The 20,164-nt window shown below is 62.7% G+C and carries 18 protein-coding genes; 7 read left to right on the top strand and 11 right to left on the bottom strand.

Annotated elements, in window-relative coordinates; genetic code table 11:
* Positions 1 to 9: 9 nt before the first annotated feature.
* Together OIM99_RS22145 and OIM99_RS22140 are read right to left on the bottom strand one after the other, a co-directional pair.
* On the bottom strand, positions 10 to 993 hold the full coding sequence (locus OIM99_RS22145; RefSeq protein WP_311852651.1) for a tripartite tricarboxylate transporter substrate binding protein: 984 nt from the start codon (positions 991 to 993) through the stop codon (positions 10 to 12).
* Between the two features lie 77 nt (positions 994 to 1,070).
* On the bottom strand, positions 1,071 to 4,718 hold the full coding sequence (locus tag OIM99_RS22140; RefSeq protein WP_311852650.1) for a hydantoinase B/oxoprolinase family protein: 3,648 nt from the start codon (positions 4,716 to 4,718) through the stop codon (positions 1,071 to 1,073).
* 192 nt (positions 4,719 to 4,910) lie between these two features.
* Between OIM99_RS22140 and OIM99_RS22135 the strand changes: the two genes are divergently transcribed.
* Positions 4,911 to 5,558, top strand: coding sequence for a hypothetical protein (locus OIM99_RS22135; protein WP_409371560.1), 648 nt, complete (start codon positions 4,911 to 4,913; stop codon positions 5,556 to 5,558).
* On the opposite strand, the gene OIM99_RS22130 is transcribed toward OIM99_RS22135, so the two are convergent.
* Positions 5,555 to 6,439, bottom strand: coding sequence for a metallophosphoesterase (locus OIM99_RS22130; RefSeq protein ID WP_311852648.1), 885 nt, complete (start codon positions 6,437 to 6,439; stop codon positions 5,555 to 5,557). The genes OIM99_RS22135 and OIM99_RS22130 overlap by 4 nt on opposite strands.
* A 153-nt stretch (positions 6,440 to 6,592) precedes the next feature.
* Between OIM99_RS22130 and OIM99_RS22125 the strand changes: the two genes are divergently transcribed.
* Positions 6,593 to 8,272: a glutamine--tRNA ligase/YqeY domain fusion protein gene (locus OIM99_RS22125; protein WP_311852647.1), complete on the top strand. Its 1,680-nt coding sequence runs from the start codon at positions 6,593 to 6,595 to the stop codon at positions 8,270 to 8,272.
* A gap of 74 nt (positions 8,273 to 8,346) precedes the next feature.
* Here the strand turns inward: OIM99_RS22125 and OIM99_RS22120 are convergent, their stop codons facing one another.
* From OIM99_RS22120 to petA, 3 genes are all read right to left on the bottom strand, one after another.
* Positions 8,347 to 9,159 (bottom strand): cytochrome c1, encoded by an 813-nt coding sequence (locus OIM99_RS22120; protein ID WP_311852646.1) that lies wholly within the window; start codon positions 9,157 to 9,159, stop codon positions 8,347 to 8,349.
* 23 nt (positions 9,160 to 9,182) lie between these two features.
* Positions 9,183 to 10,436 (bottom strand): cytochrome b/b6, encoded by a 1,254-nt coding sequence (locus OIM99_RS22115; RefSeq protein ID WP_311852645.1) that lies wholly within the window; start codon positions 10,434 to 10,436, stop codon positions 9,183 to 9,185.
* Between the two features lie 61 nt (positions 10,437 to 10,497).
* Positions 10,498 to 11,025, bottom strand: coding sequence for a ubiquinol-cytochrome c reductase iron-sulfur subunit (gene petA, locus OIM99_RS22110; RefSeq protein WP_311852644.1), 528 nt, complete (start codon positions 11,023 to 11,025; stop codon positions 10,498 to 10,500).
* 300 nt (positions 11,026 to 11,325) lie between these two features.
* Here petA and OIM99_RS22105 point away from each other — a divergent pair, with 300 nt between their 5' ends.
* Positions 11,326 to 11,787: a tRNA (cytidine(34)-2'-O)-methyltransferase gene (locus OIM99_RS22105; protein WP_311852643.1), complete on the top strand. Its 462-nt coding sequence runs from the start codon at positions 11,326 to 11,328 to the stop codon at positions 11,785 to 11,787.
* A gap of 72 nt (positions 11,788 to 11,859) precedes the next feature.
* A complete protein-coding gene (gene hemF / locus OIM99_RS22100; protein WP_311852642.1) occupies positions 11,860 to 12,774 on the top strand; it encodes an oxygen-dependent coproporphyrinogen oxidase in 915 nt (304 codons plus the stop codon).
* On the opposite strand, the gene OIM99_RS22095 is transcribed toward hemF, so the two are convergent.
* On the bottom strand, positions 12,775 to 13,161 hold the full coding sequence (locus OIM99_RS22095; RefSeq protein WP_311852641.1) for a GtrA family protein: 387 nt from the start codon (positions 13,159 to 13,161) through the stop codon (positions 12,775 to 12,777).
* A gap of 47 nt (positions 13,162 to 13,208) precedes the next feature.
* Positions 13,209 to 15,320, bottom strand: coding sequence for a TonB-dependent receptor domain-containing protein (locus tag OIM99_RS22090; RefSeq protein ID WP_311852640.1), 2,112 nt, complete (start codon positions 15,318 to 15,320; stop codon positions 13,209 to 13,211).
* A gap of 157 nt (positions 15,321 to 15,477) precedes the next feature.
* Between OIM99_RS22090 and OIM99_RS22085 the strand changes: the two genes are divergently transcribed.
* The 3 genes from OIM99_RS22085 to OIM99_RS22075 are packed head-to-tail and all read left to right on the top strand — an operon-like array spanning position 15,478 to position 17,559.
* The gene (locus OIM99_RS22085; protein WP_311852639.1) at positions 15,478 to 16,077 is read left to right on the top strand and encodes a LemA family protein; all 600 of its coding nucleotides are present in this window, start codon (positions 15,478 to 15,480) and stop codon (positions 16,075 to 16,077) included.
* Between the two features lie 43 nt (positions 16,078 to 16,120).
* On the top strand, positions 16,121 to 16,942 hold the full coding sequence (locus tag OIM99_RS22080; protein WP_311852638.1) for a TPM domain-containing protein: 822 nt from the start codon (positions 16,121 to 16,123) through the stop codon (positions 16,940 to 16,942).
* On the top strand, positions 16,942 to 17,559 hold the full coding sequence (locus OIM99_RS22075; protein ID WP_311852637.1) for a TPM domain-containing protein: 618 nt from the start codon (positions 16,942 to 16,944) through the stop codon (positions 17,557 to 17,559). The genes OIM99_RS22080 and OIM99_RS22075 overlap by 1 nt, the downstream gene beginning before the upstream one ends.
* Before the next feature lie 13 nt (positions 17,560 to 17,572).
* Here OIM99_RS22075 and OIM99_RS22070 read toward each other — a convergent pair whose 3' ends face one another.
* The 3 genes from OIM99_RS22070 to OIM99_RS22060 all read right to left on the bottom strand — a co-directional run bounded on the left by OIM99_RS22070 (position 17,573) and on the right by OIM99_RS22060 (position 20,149).
* Entirely contained in the window at positions 17,573 to 18,364 is a 792-nt protein-coding gene (locus OIM99_RS22070) for a DUF1223 domain-containing protein (protein WP_311852636.1), read from the bottom strand.
* Between the two features lie 69 nt (positions 18,365 to 18,433).
* On the bottom strand, positions 18,434 to 19,627 hold the full coding sequence (locus OIM99_RS22065) for a lytic murein transglycosylase (protein WP_311852635.1): 1,194 nt from the start codon (positions 19,625 to 19,627) through the stop codon (positions 18,434 to 18,436).
* Positions 19,628 to 19,729: 102 nt separating this feature from the next.
* Positions 19,730 to 20,149, bottom strand: a complete 420-nt coding sequence (locus tag OIM99_RS22060; RefSeq protein ID WP_311852634.1) for a RidA family protein — start codon at positions 20,147 to 20,149, stop codon at positions 19,730 to 19,732.
* Between the last annotated feature and the right edge of the window lie 15 nt (positions 20,150 to 20,164).

Genomic DNA, 20,164 nt, shown 5'->3' with positions numbered 1-20,164 from the left:
CGGCATTTTTTATTGGTCCATGCCGACGTTGGCCTTGCGCACCACGTCGGTCCAGCGCTCAGTTTCGCGTTTGATCAGATCAGCCGACTGTTCAGGATCGAGACCCCAGGGCACGATGCCGACCTGTTCGATGCGGGCGCGAATGTCGGGCGAGAAGATGATCTCGCGCAAGGCCGCCGCATATTTGCGCCGGATCGGCATGGGTGTGCCTGGCGGCGCGGTGAAGGCCGTCCACGTGTCGGAGAGCAGCTCGGGCAGGCCGACCGAAGCGATGGTCGGCAGTTCAGGCGCCACGGGCGAAGGGTCCTTCGTCAAGGTTGCGAGCATGCGCAGCTTGCCATCCTGGGCCAAAGGCAGGACGGTGCCGATGTCGGCGACCATGAAATCGATGTGGCCGGCCATGACATCGTTGAGCGCGGGGGCGGCACCGCCATAGGGCACGTGCAATTGCTTGGTGCCGAGCAATTGCTCGAGCAAAGCGCCGGTAAGATGTCCGGTGGTGCCGATACCTTGCGAGGCATAGCTCAACTTGCCCGGATTGGCCTTGGCGAAGGCGAGAAACTCCTGCGCTGTCTTGAAACGCGAATTGCCGCTAACCAGAAGCACGTTGGGAATGTAGGATGTGATGGCGACGGCATCGATCTTGGTGGGATCGAAGCGCAGCTCCTTGAAGAGAGCCGCGTTCACCGTGAGTGAGGCCGGCGGCGAAACGAGAAGCGTGTAACCATCAGGCGGCGACTTATAGACATATTCCGTCGCGATATTGTTGCCGGCGCCGGTGCGGTTTTCGACGATGACGCTTTGGCCCCATTTGGCTTGTAGGCGTTCCGCCACGAGGCGGGCGATCATGTCATTGCCGCCGCCGGCTGCGGCGGAAACAACCAATTTGATTGTGGACTTGGGAAAGTCTGGTGCCGGATCCTGCTGTGCCGACGCTGTGGCGATCGTCATCATCAAAGCGGTACAAACCGCCGACAGGCTGAGAGCCTTCAATCTTTCCTCCCGCATCTTCTTTTGTTGCGCTCAGCATATACGCCGGCGCTGCCTGAGCAAGCCGGCGCGGGGGATATCTATTTGGCTTGTGGGACCGTTCCCCATCCGCCGCCTGTCGGTGTGAGAATGGTGATGGCCTCGCCGGCGCGCAATTGCGTCTGATCGCAGCCCGCCAGAGTTTCGATCGTGCCATCGAGACGGCGCACGCTGTTCAAGCCGCGCCGTCCCATGTCGCCGCCCTGCGTGCCGAAGGATTGCACGCGACGCCGGCCGGAGAGAATGGCGAGGTCCATATCTTCAAGAAAGCGAACGGTTCGCTTCGTGCCGTCGCCGGCATTCCAGCGGCCGCGACCGCCCGATCCGCGCACGACATGAAAATCCTCGAGCAGAACCGGAAAACGCAATTCGAGAATCTCAGGGTCGGTGAGACGTGAATTGGTCATATGGGTGTGAACGGCGGCGGCGCCGTCAAAACCCTCGCCGGCGGGCGCGCCCGAGCAGATGGTTTCATAGTATTGATAGCGCGCATTACCGAAAGTCAGATTGTTCATCGTGCCTTGCGCCGAGCCCAAGGCACCGAGTGCACCGAAAAGGCAGTCGGTGACTGTCTGGCTGGTTTCGACATTGCCGGCGACCACGGCGGCCGGGTAGCTCGGACGCAGCATCGATTCTGCGGGGATAATGATTTTCAGTGGACGCAGACAGCCGGCATTGATGGGAATGTCGCTGTCGACCAGCACGCGGAATACGTAGAGACAGGCGGCACGCGTCACCGGCTCGGGCGCGTTGAAATTGTCGTTTTGTTGCGGCGATGTGCCCGCGAAGTCGATGGTCGCTTCGCGCCTGCGCTTGTTGACCGAAATCTTGGCTGATATCCGTGTGCCTTGATCGAGTTCGACCGTGAAGCTCGCATCCGACAAGCGCGCAATGACCCGGCGCACGCTTTCTTCCGCATTGTCCTGCACATGGCCCATATAGGCATCGACCGTGCGGTAGGAGAATTCGGCGATCATCTGTGTCAGCAGTTCGGCGCCCTTGGTATTAGCGGCGATCTGGGCTTTCAGGTCGCCAATGTTCTGCGCCACATTGCGGGCGGGATAACGCGCGCCCGTGAAGCGCGCGCTGACCTCGCGTTCGAGAAAGCGCCCGCGATCGACAATCTTGAGATTGTCGAGATAGACGCCCTCTTCGTCGATGTGCGTGGCCCGAGGCGACATGGAGCCAGGCGTCAGGCCACCGACATCGGCATGGTGACCACGCGAGGCCACCCAAAAGGCGATCTTGCCTTTGGTAAAGACGGGCGTACAGACGGTGATGTCAGGCAAATGGGTGCCGCCATTGTAAGGCGCGTTCAGGGCATAGATATCGCCAGGGCGGATCTTGCCGGCATTCTCACGAATGATGATTTCGACTGAACGATCCATCGAGCCGAGATGAACCGGAATATGCGGCGCATTGGCGACCAGCCGGCCTTCGGCATCGAAAATGGCGCAAGAGAAATCCAATCGCTCCTTGATGTTCACCGAGCTTGCGGTGTTTTGCAATGTCACGCCCATCTGTTCGGCGATGGACATGAAACGGTTGTTGAACACTTCCAGCAGAACCGGATCGGCCTTGGTGCCGACCGCATGGCGCTTCGGCAGGGCCTTCACGCGGCGCAGCAGCACATGGTCGCGCGCGGTGATCTCCGCCTGCCAGCCCTCCTCGATGACGATGGTCTGATGCGGTTCGATGAGCAGGGCGGGGCCTTGCATGCGCATGCCGCGTTCGAGATCGGCGCGCCGATAGACGTTGGCGGCGCGCCATTGGCCCTGCGAATAGAAGCGGGTCCTTTGGGCGGCCTTTGCCTTGCGGCGATGGGTCTTCTTCACCGGTTCCTTGAAACTGGCGCCGCCGCCGATCGCCTCGACGAGGGCCGCTTCGATGATCAAGGGGCGCAGACGGTCGACAAAGCCGAAACGGGCCTTATGTACCTTCTGGAATTCGCGGCGCAGTGCCGCGCGCAACTGGCTGGCGGTGGCGAGCGCGGCCGGCCGCAGATTGATTTCAAGGGCGGCATCGGTGCCGGCATAACGGACATGGGCGCGATATTCGCTGACGACGTTTTTACGTGTCACGCCCTGGGCGATGACATCCTTCTCGGCCTCTTTTTGCAGGCGTGCCAGCGCGCGTTTCAAGTGCGCACAGCCCCTGTCGTTGGCTTCCGTCTCGATCGCGACGTTGCGCACCGAGCGGATGTCGGCGAGCCCCATGCCATAGGCCGAGAGCAAAGACGACAGCGGATGCACCAGCACGCTTTTCATCGATAGCGCGTCGGCGACAAGGCACGCATGCTGGCCGCCGGCGCCACCAAAGCAGTTCAGAAGATAGCGCGAGATGTTGTAGCCGCGTGCCACGGAAATCTTCTTCACCGCCTCAGCCATGTTGGCGACAGCGATTTCGATGAAGCCATCGGCGACGGCCTCGGGCGAGCGACCGTCGTGGGTTTGCGCGGCGAATTCCGCGAAAGCCTGGCGCACCGCGTCATCGTCCAGAGGTTCATCGCGGCCCGGCCCGAAAATCTTCGGGAAAAATGCCGGCATCAGTTTGCCAGTCATGACATTGGCGTCGGTGACGGTGAGCGGGCCATCACGGCGATAGGACTTCGGACCCGGATTGGCGCCGGCCGAATCCGGGCCGACGCGAAAGCGCGATCCGTCGAAATGCAGGATCGAGCCACCGCCGGCCGCCACCGTGTGAATGAGCATCATCGGTGCGCGCAGTCGTACGCCAGCGACCTGAGTTTCGAAAGCACGCTCGAACGTGCCGTCGAAATGCGCGACGTCGGTCGACGTGCCGCCCATGTCGAAGCCGATGACCTTGCCGAAGCCCGCCGATTTCGCCGTGCGCGCCATGGCGACGACACCGCCGGCGGGGCCGGAAAGAATCGCATCCTTGCCGGCGAAGCGATCGGCGGCGGTGAGGCCGCCCGACGACATCATGAACATCAGGCGCGGGCCTTCGCCATCGGCGGCGCCCAGCTCGCGTCCGACCAGATCGACATAGCGGCGCAGAACCGGCGTCAGATAGGCATCGGCCACAGTGGTGTCGCCCCGGCCGACGAACTTGATCAGCGGCGAGGTTTCGTGACTGGTCGAGATCTGCGCGAAGCCGACGTCGCGAGCGATGGTGGCGGCGATCTTTTCATGTTCGGGGTAGCGCCAGGCGTGCATGAAGACGATGGCGAGCGCGGTATAGCCGTCCTTCTTGGCGGCGAGGAGCTGTTGCCGCACGGCCTGTTCGTCGAGCGGCTGTTCGATCGTGCCATCGGCGCGCACGCGCTCGCTGGCTTCGATTACGGTGGCGTAGAGCTGTTCGGGCTTGACGATGCGCTTGGCGAAAATGTCAGGGCGTGCCTGATTGCCGATTTCCAGCGCATCGCGAAAGCCCGCCGTGGTGAGCAGGGCGGTCTTTTCGCCTTTGCGTTCGAGCAGCGCATTGGTGGCGACCGTCGTGCCCATTTTGACGGTCGCGATACGAGCCGAAGGCACGGGTTCGTCGGCGGAAAGGCCGAGAATGTCGCGAATGCCGGCGACGGCGGCGTCAGCATAGGCGCCGGGATTTTCCGAGAGCAGTTTGCGAATGGCGAAAGCGCCGTCAGGCGCGCGGCCGATGATATCAGTGAAAGTGCCGCCGCGATCGATCCAGAAATCCCAGCCTTTCGATCGCTTTACCTTGGAAGCCATGCTGGAAACCTTGCCTCGAACCATCGCTTTTCCGGGGATTCGTCATTGCGTTCACGCGACGCTATAGTGAACGAAAGGTTAAGTCAGCGTCTGGACCGCGTGATGAGTGACGACGATCGTAGCATTGGCCCGCAAGAGTTGCGCCAAGAACAGCGGCAAGAACAACGCCACGAACGGCGCAGGGAATTGCGGATGGCGCCGCCGAGCCTGACGGCTGCGGTGCGCCGGGCGCGGGTCGAGCAGGCGGAGCAATCCTCTGTGGTGGCGGAACTGCGCGGCGCCGAACTGGCGCGGCTGGAAATGCTGCGTGACGCGCTGGAGCCCGTGCTGGCGCAGGTGCCTCAAGATGTCGATCTGTTCGATACCGGACTGGTGCCCGGCGAGCGGCCGCGGCTGTTCATCGACATGATCGCCTATGTGGAAATGGCGGCGGATCGGCGCGTCTATCGCTTCGTCCAGGATACGCGTCACGGCCGCGTCATCCTGGCGGAAAGCGAGCGGATCGATCCGATCGTCGAGGCGTGCACCGATTACATTGCCCGCCGGCTGGTGGAGCGCGAAAAGGCCCTGGCCTCCGATAGTCTGGCGCAGCCGCCGGTGGAGCGGCCGGTGCCCGTGGCGCGGCCGCTTGTACCGCCAGCGGCGGAAGCCATGACGCCGGTCGCCGATATCACTCCCCCGCCGCCGCAACAGTCGCGGTGGCGCGGCTGGTTCGCCACGACCTTTCTGTTTCTCATCGAATTCTTGGGCAGTATCGCGCTGCTCGTCCTGGCGGCCGGTGCCGGCTATTTCCTCTGGACGATCGTTGAAGCCTGGTGGATCGCCAATTACGGGCGTTAAAAAGAGATTTCGCCGAGATCGCTGACGCGTCGTTCGCCCGATTGCAGGCCACGGATGCGGCCTTCGATCGACCAGCCGTTGCCGCGCTTTTCGACGGTGTAGAGATGCCAGGCGGCGCGGTGATGCGGCGTGCCGGGCACGGCGGAGGCCGAGGCGACGCCGATGCTGGGCACGGCGCCGCTGGGCGAGGCCAGTTTCCGCGTCATCAGCCGATGATTGTGGCCATGCAGAATCAATTCGGCGCCGTGGCGCGCGACGGTGCGCTCGAAGGCGCGGGCGTCGGTGAGGCCACGGCCGAAGCTGGCGCCGGACTGCCAGGGCGGATGGTGGATCATCACCACGCGGAAGAGACCGCGCTTGCCCGTATCCTCAAGTAGGCTGGCGAAGACGCGCATCTGCGCCTCGCCGACGCGGCCGGAGGCGAGCAGCGGCAAGGTCGGCACGCCGGAGGAGAGGCCGATGAGGGCGATGTCGCCGCGCACCCGCAGATAGGGGAAACTGGTCTTGCTGTCGCCGTCGTTGGAGCACCAGGGGCCGAAGGTGTCGACGATCCAGGGCAGGGAGCCGCGGACATAGGCGTCGTGATTGCCGGGAACGAAGCTGACGTGGGTCGGGTCGCCGAGGGTTTCGAGCCAGGCACGGGCGAAGCGGAACTCTTCCGGCAGGCCGATATTGAGAATATCGCCGGTCATCGCCACATGATCAGGGGCGTGGGCGCGGATATCGGCCACGATTTCGCCCAGGACCTCCATATTGTGGATATGCGACCGGCGGCGCCAGTTGACGTAGCCGGTGAAGCGCTTGTTCAGCAATTCCCGGATCATGGGCCGCGGCAGCGGGCCGATATGCGCGTCGGAGAGATGGGCGATACGGAAACTCACGACCCGTCTGTGCCGCGTTGCGGCGGCAGGGTCAAGTTGGTTGATTTGTCGCTGTTTCGGGGTCGTGCCAAGCTGTGATAGGCAGGCGGCGCCGCGCCCGCGCGGCCCATGCTTTTGTCGTGCCGATGGGCGCGCTAACGGGAAACGAGGTCTATGTCTTCGGTCGAGACGGTCAAGGAAGCCGGCAAAGATTTCATTCGCGAGATCGTCGAGAACGATCTCAAATCCGGCAAGCACACGACGATCGTGACCCGGTTCCCGCCGGAGCCGAACGGCTATCTGCACATCGGCCACGCCAAATCGATCTGCCTGAATTTTGGGCTGGCGGAAGAATATGGTGGCCGCTGCAATCTGCGCTTCGACGATACCAATCCGGCCAAGGAAGAGCAGGAATATATCGATGCCATCGAGCGCGATGTGCGCTGGCTTGGCTTCGACTGGGCCAACCACCTGCATCACGCCTCCGATTATTTCGACCAGCTCTATGCCTGGGCCGAAATTCTCATCGTCAACGGCAACGCCTATGTGGACGACCAGTCGCCCGACGAGATGCGGCTCAATCGCGGCACGTTGACCGAGCCCGGCCGCAACAGCCCGTTCCGCGATCGCAGCGTGGAGGAAAATCTCGCCCTGTTCCGGGGCATGCGCGACGGCCAGGCCAAGCCCGGCGAGCGGGTGCTGCGCGCCAAGATCGACATGACGTCAGGCAATATCAACCTGCGCGATCCCACACTCTATCGCATCGTCGAGGCCAGCCATCCGCGCACCGGCGACAAATGGCGCATCTATCCGAGCTATGATTTCGCGCATGGCCAGTCGGATGCGCTGGAAGGCGTGACCCATTCGATCTGCACGCTCGAATTCGAGGATCATCGGCCGTTGTACGAATGGTTCCTCGACCATCTGCCGGTGCCGGCACGGCCGCGCCAGTATGAATTCGCGCGCCTCAATCTCACCTATACGCTGCTCTCAAAGCGCATTCTCAACCGGTTGGTGCATGAGAAGATCGTCGACGGCTGGGACGATCCGCGCATGCCGACCTTGGCGGCCCTGCGCCGCAAGGGCGTGCCGCCGCAGGCGATCCGCGATTTCATCAAGCGCGTCGGGGTCGCCAAGGCCAACAGCATCGTCGACTATGGCATGCTCGATTTCGCGATCCGTGAATATCTCAATCCACGAGCTGAGCGCCGCATGGCCGTGCTGCGGCCGTTGAAAGTGGTCATCGAGAATTTCCCGGAAGGCCATTTCGAGGAGATCGAGGCGGTCAATCATCCTGACGATCCGGCGGCGGGCACGCGCAAGCTGCGGTTCGGCCGCGAGCTCTATATCGAGAGCGACGATTTCATGGAGAGTCCGCCGAAGAAATTCTTCCGCCTGTCGCCGGGAGCGGAAGTGCGGCTGCGTTACGCCTATTTCCTCACCTGCCGGGAAGCGATCAAGGACGCTTCGGGAGAGGTGGTCGAACTGCGTTGCACTTATGATCCGGCGACGCGCGGCGGCAATGCGCCGGACGGACGCAAGGTGAAGGCGACCCTGCATTGGGTGGAAGCCTCCGGGGCGCTCGATGCGGAGGTGCGGCTCTACGAGCATCTGTTCGCCAAGCCCGATCCCTCGGCCAGCGATTTCGAGGCCGATCTCAATCCCAATTCGCTGACGGTGCTGAAGGGCTGCAAGCTCGAGCCGTCGCTGGCCGACAGCGCGGCCGGCGTCTCGATGCAGTTCGAGCGTCAGGGCTATTTCTGCGCCGATGTCGACAGCACGCCGGAACGGCCGGTGTTCAACCGCACGGTTGGCTTGCGCGACACCTGGGCGAAGGCGCAGGCGGCCGGGTAATCAAGCTACTCAGTTTCAGCCAATAAAAAACCCCGCGTCGCCGCGGGGTTTTGTTTTGGGGCGGTGGGGAGCGCTTAGTGCGCGTCCTTCCAGATCTTCTTTTTGGTGAAGTAGAGCAGGCCGGCGAAGATCGCCAGGAAGATGAGGGCATTGAAGCCGGTCTTCTTGCGCTCTTCGAGCTTCGGTTCGGCCGCCCACATCAGGAACGCCGCGACGTCGTGCGAATACTGCTGCACGGTCTTGGGCGCATTGTCGGGATATTCGACCTGGCCGTCGCTCAGGGGCTTCGGCATGGCGATCTGATGACCCGGGAAGAACTCGTTCCAGTGGTCCTCGCCCTTCTTGGTGTAGCCGTTCAGCAGCGCGACGATGTAGTCGACGCCATGTTCCTGATAGGCGAAGCCCGGCACCATATCGAGCAGGAACAGCGGGAAGCCGCGCGAATAGGAGCGGGCCTTGGCGATCACCGAGAGGTCCGGCGGCGCCACGCCATGGACGGCGGCAGCTGCGTCGGCGTTGACGAAGAGCTTCGGGAAGCGGTCGGACGCGCGGCCCGGACGCTCGATGGCTTCGCCCTTATCGTTGAAGTCCTTGATCTGATATTCGGCCGCGAGCGCCTTCACTTGCGCTTCGGAGAACTGCGGACCGCCGGCATCGTGAAGATTGCCGAAGCGCAGCAGGTTCAGCGAATGGCAGGCCTGACAGACTTCCCGGTAGACCTTGAAACCGCGCTGCAACTGAGCCCGGTCGTACTTTCCGAAGAAGCCGCCGAAGGTCCATTCCTGCCGTGGCGGGGTCGCGCCGTGGCCTTCCTCCGCCGCCATGGCGCCGGTGAAAGCCATCGTCGAGATCGCGAGAGCCAGGCTGATCGATTTGAAGGAGATCATGATGTTTTCCTTAGCTCCCCTGATCATTCAGCCGGCTGCGCCGCCGCGCCGCCATTTCTGGCGAGCACCGCATCGGCGATCGATGCAGGGACGGGCTTGGGCGTTTCAAAGATGCCGAGAAGCGGCAGGATGATGATGAAGAAGCCGAAGTAGTAGGTCGTCAGCAGGCGCGCTGCGATGACATAGCCACCTTCCGCCGGCATCGAGCCGAGGTAGCCCAGGCCGAGGCAGCACAGGACGAACGCCCAGAAGAAGATCTTGAACATCGGCCGGTACTTGCCCGAGCGGACACGGGAGGTGTCGAGCCAGGGCAGGAAGGCGAGGATGGCGATCGAACCGAACATCGCGATAACGCCGCCGAGCTTGGACGGGATGGCGCGCAGGATCGCGTAGAACGGCAGGTAGTACCATTCCGGAACGATGTGCGCCGGCGTCGAAAGCGGATTGGCCTCGATGTAGTTGTCGGCGTGACCGAGGTAGTTGGGCACCTGGAAGACGAACCAAGCGTAGAGGATCAGGAAGCAGACCAGCGCGAAGCTGTCCTTGATCGTGGCGTAGGGCGTGAAGGCCACCGCGTCGCGATTGACGTTCTTGATCTCGATACCGTCCGGGTTGTTCTGGCCGACCACGTGCAGCGCCCACACGTGCAGGACGACGACGCCGGCGATCATGAACGGCAGCAGGTAGTGCAGGGCGAAGAAGCGGTTCAGCGTCGGGTTGCCGACCGAATAGCCACCCCAGAGCCAGGTGGTGATCGCATCGCCGACCAGCGGGATGGCGGTGAAGAAGTTGGTGATGACGGTGGCGCCCCAGAAGCTCATCTGGCCCCACGGCAGGGTGTAGCCCAGGAAGCCGGTGGCCATCATCAAGAGGTAGATGATGACGCCGAGGATCCACAGCACTTCACGCGGCGCCTTGTAGGAGCCGTAGTACACGCCGCGGAACATATGGATGTAGACGGCGACGAAGAACATCGAAGCGCCGTTCGAATGCGCATAACGCAGGAACCAGCCCCAGTTCACGTCGCGCATGATCGATTCGACCGAAGCGAAGGCCAGATCGACGTGCGGCGTGTAGTGCATCGTCAGCACGATGCCGGTGACGATCTGCGCCACCAGCATGAAGCTGAGGATGCCGCCGAAGGTCCACCAGTAGTTGAGGTTGCGCGGGGTCGGATAGGCGATGAAGGAGCCGTGGATCAGCCCGGCGATGGGCAGGCGGCTCTCAAACCAGCGGCCGAGGGCGCTTTTGGGGACGTAGGTGGAGGGTCCGCTCATGTGACTTGTCTCTATTTGGCGAGCACGGATGCAAAAACGACGACGAACTCAAGCGGCTGGATCAGCCGATCTTGAGCTTCGTGTCGCTGAGGAAGGAATAGGTCGGAACCTCGAGGTTCTTCGGTGCGGGGCCACGACGGATGCGGCCGGAGGTGTCGTACTGGGAGCCGTGGCAGGGGCAGAACCAGCCATCGTAATCGCCGCGCGAACCGGCCTGGCCGATCGGCACGCAACCGAGATGCGTGCAGATGCCGACGACCACGAGCCATTCCGGCTTCTGGACGCGCTGCTTGTCGGTTTCCGGATCGGGCAGCTCGGCCAGCGGCACGCTGGTGGCTTCCTGAATTTCCTTGGGCGTGCGGTGACGGACGAACACCGGTTTACCGCGCCATTTGACCGTCATGATCGAGCCCAGCGGAACCGCCGAGATGTCGACTTCGATCGAGGCCATGGCCAGGGTCGAAGCGTCAGGGTTCATCTGGCTGATCAGGGGCCATGCGACGGCGCCGACACCGACCGCGCCGGCGGCGCCTGTCGCGATGAACAGGAAATCCCTGCGGGTTGGTTCCACGGTCGAAGAAGTAGCCACTATAACCCCCTTGCTGCACCGGACTGGCGACAGCGGCGCGCCATACGGTGGTCAAACGAGGCTCCCGCAGGAGCTGTCGTTCCACTAGGTCCAACATCCGTCAGCGGCAATGCGACGCATCGCCACCATTCGGGCTTATTTGGAGTGCTCCGGCCCCGCCCCGTTGGGACCGGAAATCCGAGCGTTAGCGGGGCTATCTCGCATCGTTCTAACGGGTTGTCCATAGCCCCGGAGCCATGGTCCACTGCGGTGCGGAAGCCGGCTTCCCGGCCGGTTCCGCCCAAGCTATAGGCCGTGGCCATGAGCTTGCTGACCTTGGCGCTGTTTCAGCCTGATATTCCACAGAACTGCGGCACGATGCTGCGCACGTGCGCGTGCCTCGGCGTCGATGCGGCGATCATCGAACCGGCTGGTTTTCCAGTCTCCGACCGCCATTTTCGCCGGTCGGGAATGGATTATCTCGACCATGTGGCGATCGCCCGCCACGTCTCCTGGGCGGCTTTCGAGGCCTGGCGGGGCCCGGCCCGGCGCCGGCTCGTGCTGCTGACCACCCGGGCGGAGCGTTCCTATACGGATTTCACATTTGAATCCGGGGATATTTTGCTGGTCGGCCGCGAATCAATGGGCGTGCCCGAAGAGGTCCACCAGGCGGCCGACGCGGCGGTTTCGATCGCGGTGCGGCCGGGTTTGCGCTCGCTCAATGTGGCGGTCAGCGCCGCCATGGTTATGGGAGAGGCGCTGCGGCAGATCGGCGCCCGCTAAAATCGCCATTTGGCTTTGAGGGCAGTATGAAAAGCCCGCCGCCGCGGTTTGGGCGGGATCAGGAGTCGTTCGATGGCGTCAGAATTCGATCTCGAAGCGCGCAAGCAGACGGCGCGAGCGTGGTTCGAGGCCCTGCAGGATCGCATCCTCGGGAGTTTCGAGGCGCTGGAGACCGACTGTGGCGGGCCGTTTCCTGACGAGGCCTCGGCGCCAGGCCGTGCCGTGCGCAAGCCGTGGCAGCGCACCAATCACGATGGCGCGCCGGGCGGCGGCGGCACGATGGCCATTCTGAAGGGCCGGGTCTTCGAAAAGGCCGGCGTGCATGTCTCGACCGTGTTCGGCACGTTCGCGCCGGAATTCGCCGCGCAGATTCCAGGCGCCGCCGATGATCCCAGATTTTGGGCGTCGGGCATTTCGCTGATCGTCCATCCGTGGAATCCGAACGTGCCGGCGGTACATATGAACACGCGCTTCGTCGTCACTTCGAAACATTGGTTCGGCGGTGGTGCCGATCTGACGCCGGTGCTCGATGCGCGGCGCATGCAGGATGATCCCGATACGGTGGATTTCCACGCGGCCCTGCAAGGGGCCTGCGCGCGGCATGCTGATGTCGCGCCCTATGAGAAGTTTAAAGCCTGGTGCGACGACTATTTCTTCTTGAAGCACCGCAACGAGCCGCGCGGCGTCGGCGGCATTTTCTATGATTATCTCAACAGCGCGGGCGATCCGGTGAACAGCGCCTGGGATGCGGATTTCGCCTTCACGCGCGATGTCGGCGAAAGCTTTCTGAACATCTATCCGCAACTGGTGCAGCGCAATTTTCAAAAGCCGTGGACGCCGGCGCAGCGCGAGGAACAATTGGTGCGGCGCGGGCGCTATGTGGAGTTCAATCTGATCTACGATCGCGGCACGATCTTCGGCTTGAAGACCGGCGGCAATGTGGACTCGATTCTGTCGTCGCTGCCGCCGAGCGTGAAGTGGCCGTGATTATGCGAGCGGTTCGCCGAAGGTGAACCACTTGTGCGCGAGGAAGCTCCAGGCCATGACGATGGCCGTGGTGATGAGCTGGGCGAGAAGATATTGCAGGCCCAACTTGTCGTGGAGCGCAAACATGAACAGCCAGGTCAGGCCAAAGCCGACGGCGGCGACAAGCGCGAAGCGCCAGCCCGCTTCCTCATGCGGCCGATCGCTCTGGTAGGTGTGGCGGCGGTTGAGCAGATAGGAAACGATGCCGCCGCAGATATAGCCGACGAGCGTGGCCGGCACCGGCCGCCAGCCCATGCCTTCGACGAGGCCGATGAGCGCGCCGTAATGGGCGATCATGGCGGCGACGCCGACGGCGGCGAAAATGATGAACTGGCGCGAAACGGACATGCCGCCGGACATAAACCGCCGGCGGCATGGTGTCACCTGATCCGAGTTTAGAATTTCAGCGCCGCGAAAACCTTCACCGTGCGGCCCGGCATCAGAACTTCGTCCTTCAGGATGGAGGTTGAGTTACGGATATCGGCGTTCAGGAGGTTGTTGCCGGAAATGCCGATGGTGAGTTCAAGCGGCTGGCCGACGTCTCGCCATTTGTAGGTGTAGGCGAGATCGGCGCGCAGGAGATTGTAGCCCTTTGTCGGTGTCTCCTGGGTCGGATCGATTTGGCGGTGCGAGAAGGCGTGCAGCCAGTTGACGCGGGCAAACCAATCGGACGAGCGATAGTAAATGCCACCGCCCAGCCGCACCGGCGGGATGCGCGGCACATTGGTGCCATCGGTGAAGCGGGCGCGCACCACGTCGAACTGCCCTTCGAAGCCGATCACGCCTTTGCCGGCTTCAAAGGCGTCATATTGCGCGGAGAGTTCGGCGCCGGTGAAGGTTGCGTCGCGCTGGGTGTAGACGAGCTGCTTAAGTTCGGTGTCGACACCGCAGGAGTCGAAATCATCGCCGCAGAGCACGCCTGTGAGGCGCTTGGAGATATAGCCCTGATAGCGGGTATGGTAGGCGGTGAAGTCGAAGCGGAATGGTCCCTTAGAGCGGCGCAGACCGAATTCGATCGAGGTAGCCGCTTCCTTGCGAAGATTGGGATTGCCGATCTCGAAGGTTGCCGTCGCGTCATGGGCGCCATGGGCGAACAGTTCCAGCGCGTCAGGCGCGCGCTGCACATATTGCGCGGTTACGCTGGCGACAATGTCATGGGGCAGATCGTAGAGGGCGCCGAGGCTGATGCTGCCGGGCGTGAACTGACGCGTACGCGGTGTTTGCACCAGTGACGAGCCGTCGGGGAGATAAGTCGACGGGAACAACGTCTGTATGCTGTTGAAGCTCACATGCTCGATGCGTGCGGCCGCTTGCAGGCGCAGTTTCTCAGTGGCTTGCAATTCGTTGAAAATATAGGCGGCGGTGCGGTTGCCGCGCGTGGGATCGAGCAGGCCGCCGGCTTCACCCGCCGTGCCGATGCGCTGCGTGCCATATTGCACGCCCACCGCCGTGGTCAGGCGTCCGAAGGCCGTTTCCATCGGCGTTAATTGCGCTTCGACGCGGCCTTCATATTCGCGGTTCTTGAAGGTGGCGCCGATCGCATCCATGCCGGTATCGCTGTCGAGACCACGCTCGTAGTGGCGATATTGTGAACCGGCGAACCAGAAGCGGACCGTATCAATGAAGGCCGAACCCACTTGGAATTCGCCCTTGGCGTTGATCTTGGTCTGTTGCAGATCGATGCGTGTGTTGCTGGCGGAGCCGGCAAGGCCCGGCACATGATAGATCGAGTTGAACTGCGTGATCGACAGGCCGACATAGCCGCGATCGAAAATATAAGAACCGCCGAGCGAGCCACCTTGCATGTTGAGAGCGGAGTTCGGCTGGCGGCCATGCGGTGTCTGATAGTCGCCGGCATTGCGCTGGAAATAATCGCCGTGGAAAGCGAAGTTGCCTTGCCGCGCGTCGAAGAGGGCCGAGCTTTCGCCGCCGCGATCAGCCGATGTCAGCGCGCCGCGCAAAGTGCCGTGCAAGCCCTCGGCCGTATCAGGCCCCGGAATGCGATTGTTCTCGGCATTGACGACGCCGCCGATGGCTTGTGAGCCCCAGCGCAGACTGGCGGGGCCGCGAATGACCTCAACCTTTTGCGCGGACAGGGGATCGATCGGCACGCCGTGATCTTCGCCGATGGTGGAGACGTCCATCGAACCGATGCCATTCTCCTGAACGCGCACGCGCGAATTGTCGAGGCCACGGATGATCGGCCGGCTGGCGCCCGGTGCATAGGACGAGCTGGAGAGGCCGGGCTTGTTGACGAGCATGTCGCCGAGCGTCGCACCGGCGGTGCGTTGCAGGTCGCTTTCGGTGACGACGGTGATCGGCGCGAAAGCGCGGTCGGCGATCGGCAGGAGGCCGGTCTGGGTGGCGGGACGGGGCGCCTGGCGCCAGGGTTCCTGGATCGGACTTGGTGCGGTCACCACGATATCGGGGAGAAGCACTTGCGCGGTTGCGGCTTTCGCCGAAATAAGGACATAACCGGCTGAAAGAACAAGATTTCGACGTTTCATAAGGCAGCCCAGTCCGATCTGTGTATGTTATAGTGTAACGTTTCTTATCGGAGCTGCGACGGCTATGCAATAGTATAACATTCTGTGGGCGATCTAACCGGCTCTTTTCCCTGTCATCAGTTGCTTCTATGTTTTCGGCCTTGGACGGAGGCTGACCATGTTCTTTTCAAAGCAACGGATTTCCCGATTCCTCATAGTCCTGTGTTTGGCCTCGGCGGTGGCGGGCTGCGGTTACAACACCATTCCCACCCTCGAAGAACAGGCCAAGGCCAAGTGGGGTGACGTACAGAATCAATATCAACGCCGCGCCGATCTCATTCCCAATCTCGTCGCGACAGTGCAGGGCTACGCCAAGCAGGAGAAGGATGTGCTGACCTCGGTGATCGAGGCCCGCGCCAAGGCGACATCGATCCAGGTCGATGCCTCGCAACTGTCCGATCCGGCGAAGATCAAGCAGTTCCAGGATGCGCAGAGCCAGTTGTCCGGTGCGTTGGGACGGCTCATCGCGGTGAGCGAGAACTATCCCGATCTGAAGTCGAACCAGAACTTCCTCGCCCTGCAATCACAGTTGGAAGGCACTGAGAATCGCATCGCCGTGTCGCGCCGCGACTACATCGAAGCGGTGCGCGCCTATAATACGGAGCTGAAGACCTTCCCGAGCCTCTTGTGGGCAATGACCGTGTTCCGCGGCAACAAACCGATGGCCGAGTTCACGGCGGTCGATGGTGCGCAAACACCACCACCGGTGAAGTTCTGACGCCAACGGAGTTGGGCATGCGAACAGCCTGCGCGGCCTCGTTATGAGCGCTCGTATGGGCCTGTCTGTGCGTCGTCATGTGGGCGCGATCTGGCTCGGCCTCATGGCCGCGCTCTGTCTCACGCTCGCCGCCGCCGCGCTGACGTTTCCGCCGCTCAGCGGCCGTATCGTCGATCAGGCCGGCATCATTGATGCTACGACCGAGCTCAATCTCGAAACGAAGCTGCGCGAGCTGGAAGACAAATCGGGCATCCAGCTCGTCGTCGCCACGGTGAAATCGCTTGAGGATGGCGACATCGAAACCTATGCCAACCAGCTCTTCCGCACTTGGAAATTGGGCGAGGCCAAGAACAACAATGGTGTGTTGCTGCTGGTCGCGCCGAACGAACGCAAGGCGCGTATCGAGGTCGGCTACGGGCTTGAGAAGACCCTGACCGACGCACTGTCGAAAGTGATCATCGTCAATGCGATCACGCCGCGCTTCAAGGCCGGCGATTTCTCCGGCGGCATCACGCGCGGCGTCGACGACATCATTACCGTGCTGACCACAGATGCGTCGGAGTGGGAGAAGCGGCCGAGCCTGCGCGCTGAGAGCCAGAGCGATTTCCTCGAACAGATCATGCCGTTCCTGGTGATACTGCTGTTCATCTACATCATGTATTTGATGTTCAGCACGACGGGTGGGCGGCGCGGGCGCTGGGTGCGTCGTAGCGGCGATACGATTTTCATTCCGACCTCCGGCGGCAATTGGAGTTCCGGTTCTTCGTGGAGCGGCGGCTCTTCCTGGGGCGGCGGCGGCGGCGGTTCTTCGTGGGGTGGCGGCGGTGGCTCGTCGGGCGGCGGCGGTGCATCGGGGAGCTGGTGATGACGATTAAAATGACCAGCGCCGATCAGGAGCGGATCGTCACGGCGATCCACAAAGCGGAATTGGGAACGGCGGGCGAGATCGTCTGCGTGTTGGCGCGCGCTTCATCCGACTATGCCTATGCGCCGCTGATCTGGTCGTCCTTCTTCGCCTTGGCGACGCCGTGGCCGCTGATCGCGTTCACGCAATTGTCGGCGGAGCGGATTTTCATCATCCAGCTTCTGGTGTTCTTCGTCGCGACGGTGATCCTGTCGATCGGCGCGGTGCGCATGTGGCTGGTGCCACGGCGGGTCAAACGCGCGCGTGCGTTTCGCGCCGCCGTCGAACAGTTTCATATTCGCGGCCTGGCCCGCACGGCCGATCGCACTGGCGTGCTGATCTTCGTCTCGATGGCGGAGCATTACGCGCGCATCGTCGTCGATGACGGGATCGCCGCGAAAGTGGCGCAGAACGAATGGCAGAGCGCCGTCAATCTGCTGGTGAGCCATATGCGCGAGGATCGGGTGGCTGAAGGCTTCGTCGGCGCGATCGACTATTGCGCGCCGCTGCTCGCCAAACATTTTCCGCCCCGGCCGAACAACGTGAACGAACTGCCCGACCGGCTTTGGCTGATCTAGATGTTGGGCTGATCTAGATGTTGGCGCTCTTGCGCGCTGCCAGGACGACGCCCGGCTTGCCGTTCTCATAGGACTGCAGCGTGATGATCCAGCCGTCGGAGTCCGCGCCAATCGTATCCGCCTTGGCGATCTCGAACTGCTTGGCGCCGCCGCTCCAATCGCCGATCGGCACGCGGCCACGGCCGACATTGGTGTAGCTGAGCTGCTTGCCGGTGTTGTCGCCGCGCGCCACTTCGACTTCGCGGCTGCTGGCGACGCGCACCAGACTCAGGCTGGCGGTACCACCACCGGCGCCGACGTCGATGATCAGCTTGTCGCCGACATCCTTGACCGTCATCGGCACCGACAAAGCACCATGCTTGCCATAGGCGGTCTTGGCTTCCCTGATCAGCGAATTGAGATCGCTGCCGACGACCTGGGCGACGCCATTGATCACCGCCTGGGGCGTGTAGACATGGCTGCCGGCGATCGTCTTGGAATAGCCTTTCTGACGGGCCGTATGACCCGTCGAGGCGAACGTGTCCTTCCAGCCGAGATAATCCCAGTAATCTACAGCCAAGGTCAAGGCGATGACGTTGGGCTGACGGGCAATCTGCGTCAGCAGCCGGTCGGCCGCCGGGCAGGACGAACAGCCCTGGCTGGTGAAAAGTTCAATGTAAACAGGCTTTTCGAAGAGCTGCGCTGCAGGCTGGGCCTGCGCGCCGACGCTCGCTGCCAGCGCCGCGCAAGCGCCACCGGTCGCGAAAGCGCGACGCGACAGACGGGGCCCCTGGAGGGACCATGCACTGGTACTGGACTGGGACATGGCTTCGATTTACGCTTAACGTTCCTCACAGGCCAGTCAATTCGCGGTGAGTAGCTAAGTGATTTTCTGTTACCGGCCGCCGCGCAGAGCGTCGAGAACCCGCCCGCCCGGGCGTCCGTCGCGGGTCAGGCCGAGACGGCCCTGATAATCGGCGATCGCTTGCCGCGTTTTCGCGCCGATGGCGCCGTCCGCTTCGCCGATGTCATAGCCGCGCCGGAGCAGATGTTCCTGAATTTCCTTGCGTTCGGCGCGCGACGTGCCGCGATCGTCGGTCGGCCAGGCGGTCTGGATGCCGCCACGGCCGCGCAGGCGGTCCGACAGTAGCGAAATGGCCAAGGCATAGGAGTCGGCGCCGTTATAGGCGTAAGCCGCGTCGTAATTCTTGAAGACCAGGAAGGCCGGGCCGCCGGCACCGGCGGGCAGCAGCAGGCCGGCGGCGCCGCTGCCGGTCAAGCCTGAGCCATCGATGCGGCGAATGCCGAGCGACGACCATTGCGCCAGGGGCACTTTGCGGGTCCGGCCAGAGGGGCCGGAATAGCCCTGGGGCAATTGCACCTCGTAGCCCCAGCCGGCGCCGGTCACCCAGCCGGATTTGGCCAGGTAGTTGGCGGTCGAATGCAAGGCATCGGCGGTCGAATCGACCAGATCGCGGCGGCCGTCGCCGTCGCCATCGACGGCGAGGCGCAGATAGGTCGAGGGCATGAACTGCGTCTGGCCGAAGGCGCCGGCCCAGGAGCCACGCAGCTTGGAGGGCGCGATGTCGCCGCGATCGACGATCTTGAGCGTGGCAATCAGCTCGCCACGGAAATAGGCCTGGCGGCGATTGGCCGTGCAGGCGAGAGTGGCGAGCGATTGCGGCAGCATCCATCGGCCGGCGATCTTGCCATAGTCGGATTCGACACCCCAGACAGCGGCGATGGTGTAGCGGTCGACGCCGAAACGCTGTTCGGCCGAAGCCAGCGCCTGGGCATGGCGCGCCATCATTTGCCGGCCTTCGGCGACCTTCTGTTCATCGACCAAGGTGGCGAGATAATCCCAGATCGGCGTTTTGAATTCCGGCTGGGCATTCATCGATTCGATGACTTTGGGATCGGGCGTGACTCCGGCCATCACATTGTCGAACGTGCTGCCGGAGACACCCTGCTGGGCGGCGCTGGCGCGAATGCCGGCGAGGCAGGAGTTGAAATCGGCCTGTGCCCTCGCCGTTCCGGAGGTCGCCAGGGTGGCGGCGCAGAGGGCAGCAGCAAAGGGCAGGCGAGACATGGTGATCCTTCCTCAACAATAAATAGCGATCAATGCGCCCGATTATGTTTAACAAACCATGAAAAGCCGGCCTGTCTCTAGCCGTGCTTCTACGCCTGCGACTCATTGCGCCGCTTGCTGGGCTTCCCGCTCGACATTCTGGCGTTTCTTGGCGGTGATCTCGATTTCCACTTTCATCGCCGGATCGAGCAGGCCCGAGACGACGTAAATGGAGGCGGCGGGGCGAATGTCACCGAAGACCTGGCCGCACACTTCGATCACCGGCAGCATGTAACCGGCGTTGGTGACGAAGATCTGGCTGCGCACCACATCGGCATATTCGAAGCCGGCATCGGCGAGTACGCCGCCGATGGTCTTGAAGATGTTGCGCGCCTGGGCGCTGATGTCTTTTGGAATTTGCTTGGTCGCATAGTCGTAGCCGGTGGTGCCAGAGATGAAACACATGTCACCCTCGATCACCGCGCGCGAATAGCCGTAGCGTTGTTCGAACGGCGAGCCCGTCGAAATCAGTCGTCGAGTCATGGTCCTCCCCCCAAG

Origin of the sequence: Methylocella sp. CPCC 101449, assembly GCF_031921685.1 — a bacterium.
Lineage (GTDB): Bacteria > Pseudomonadota > Alphaproteobacteria > Rhizobiales > Beijerinckiaceae > Terripilifer.
Note: the sequence above shows the minus strand (reverse complement) of the source record. Positions and strands in the feature narration are given on the sequence as shown.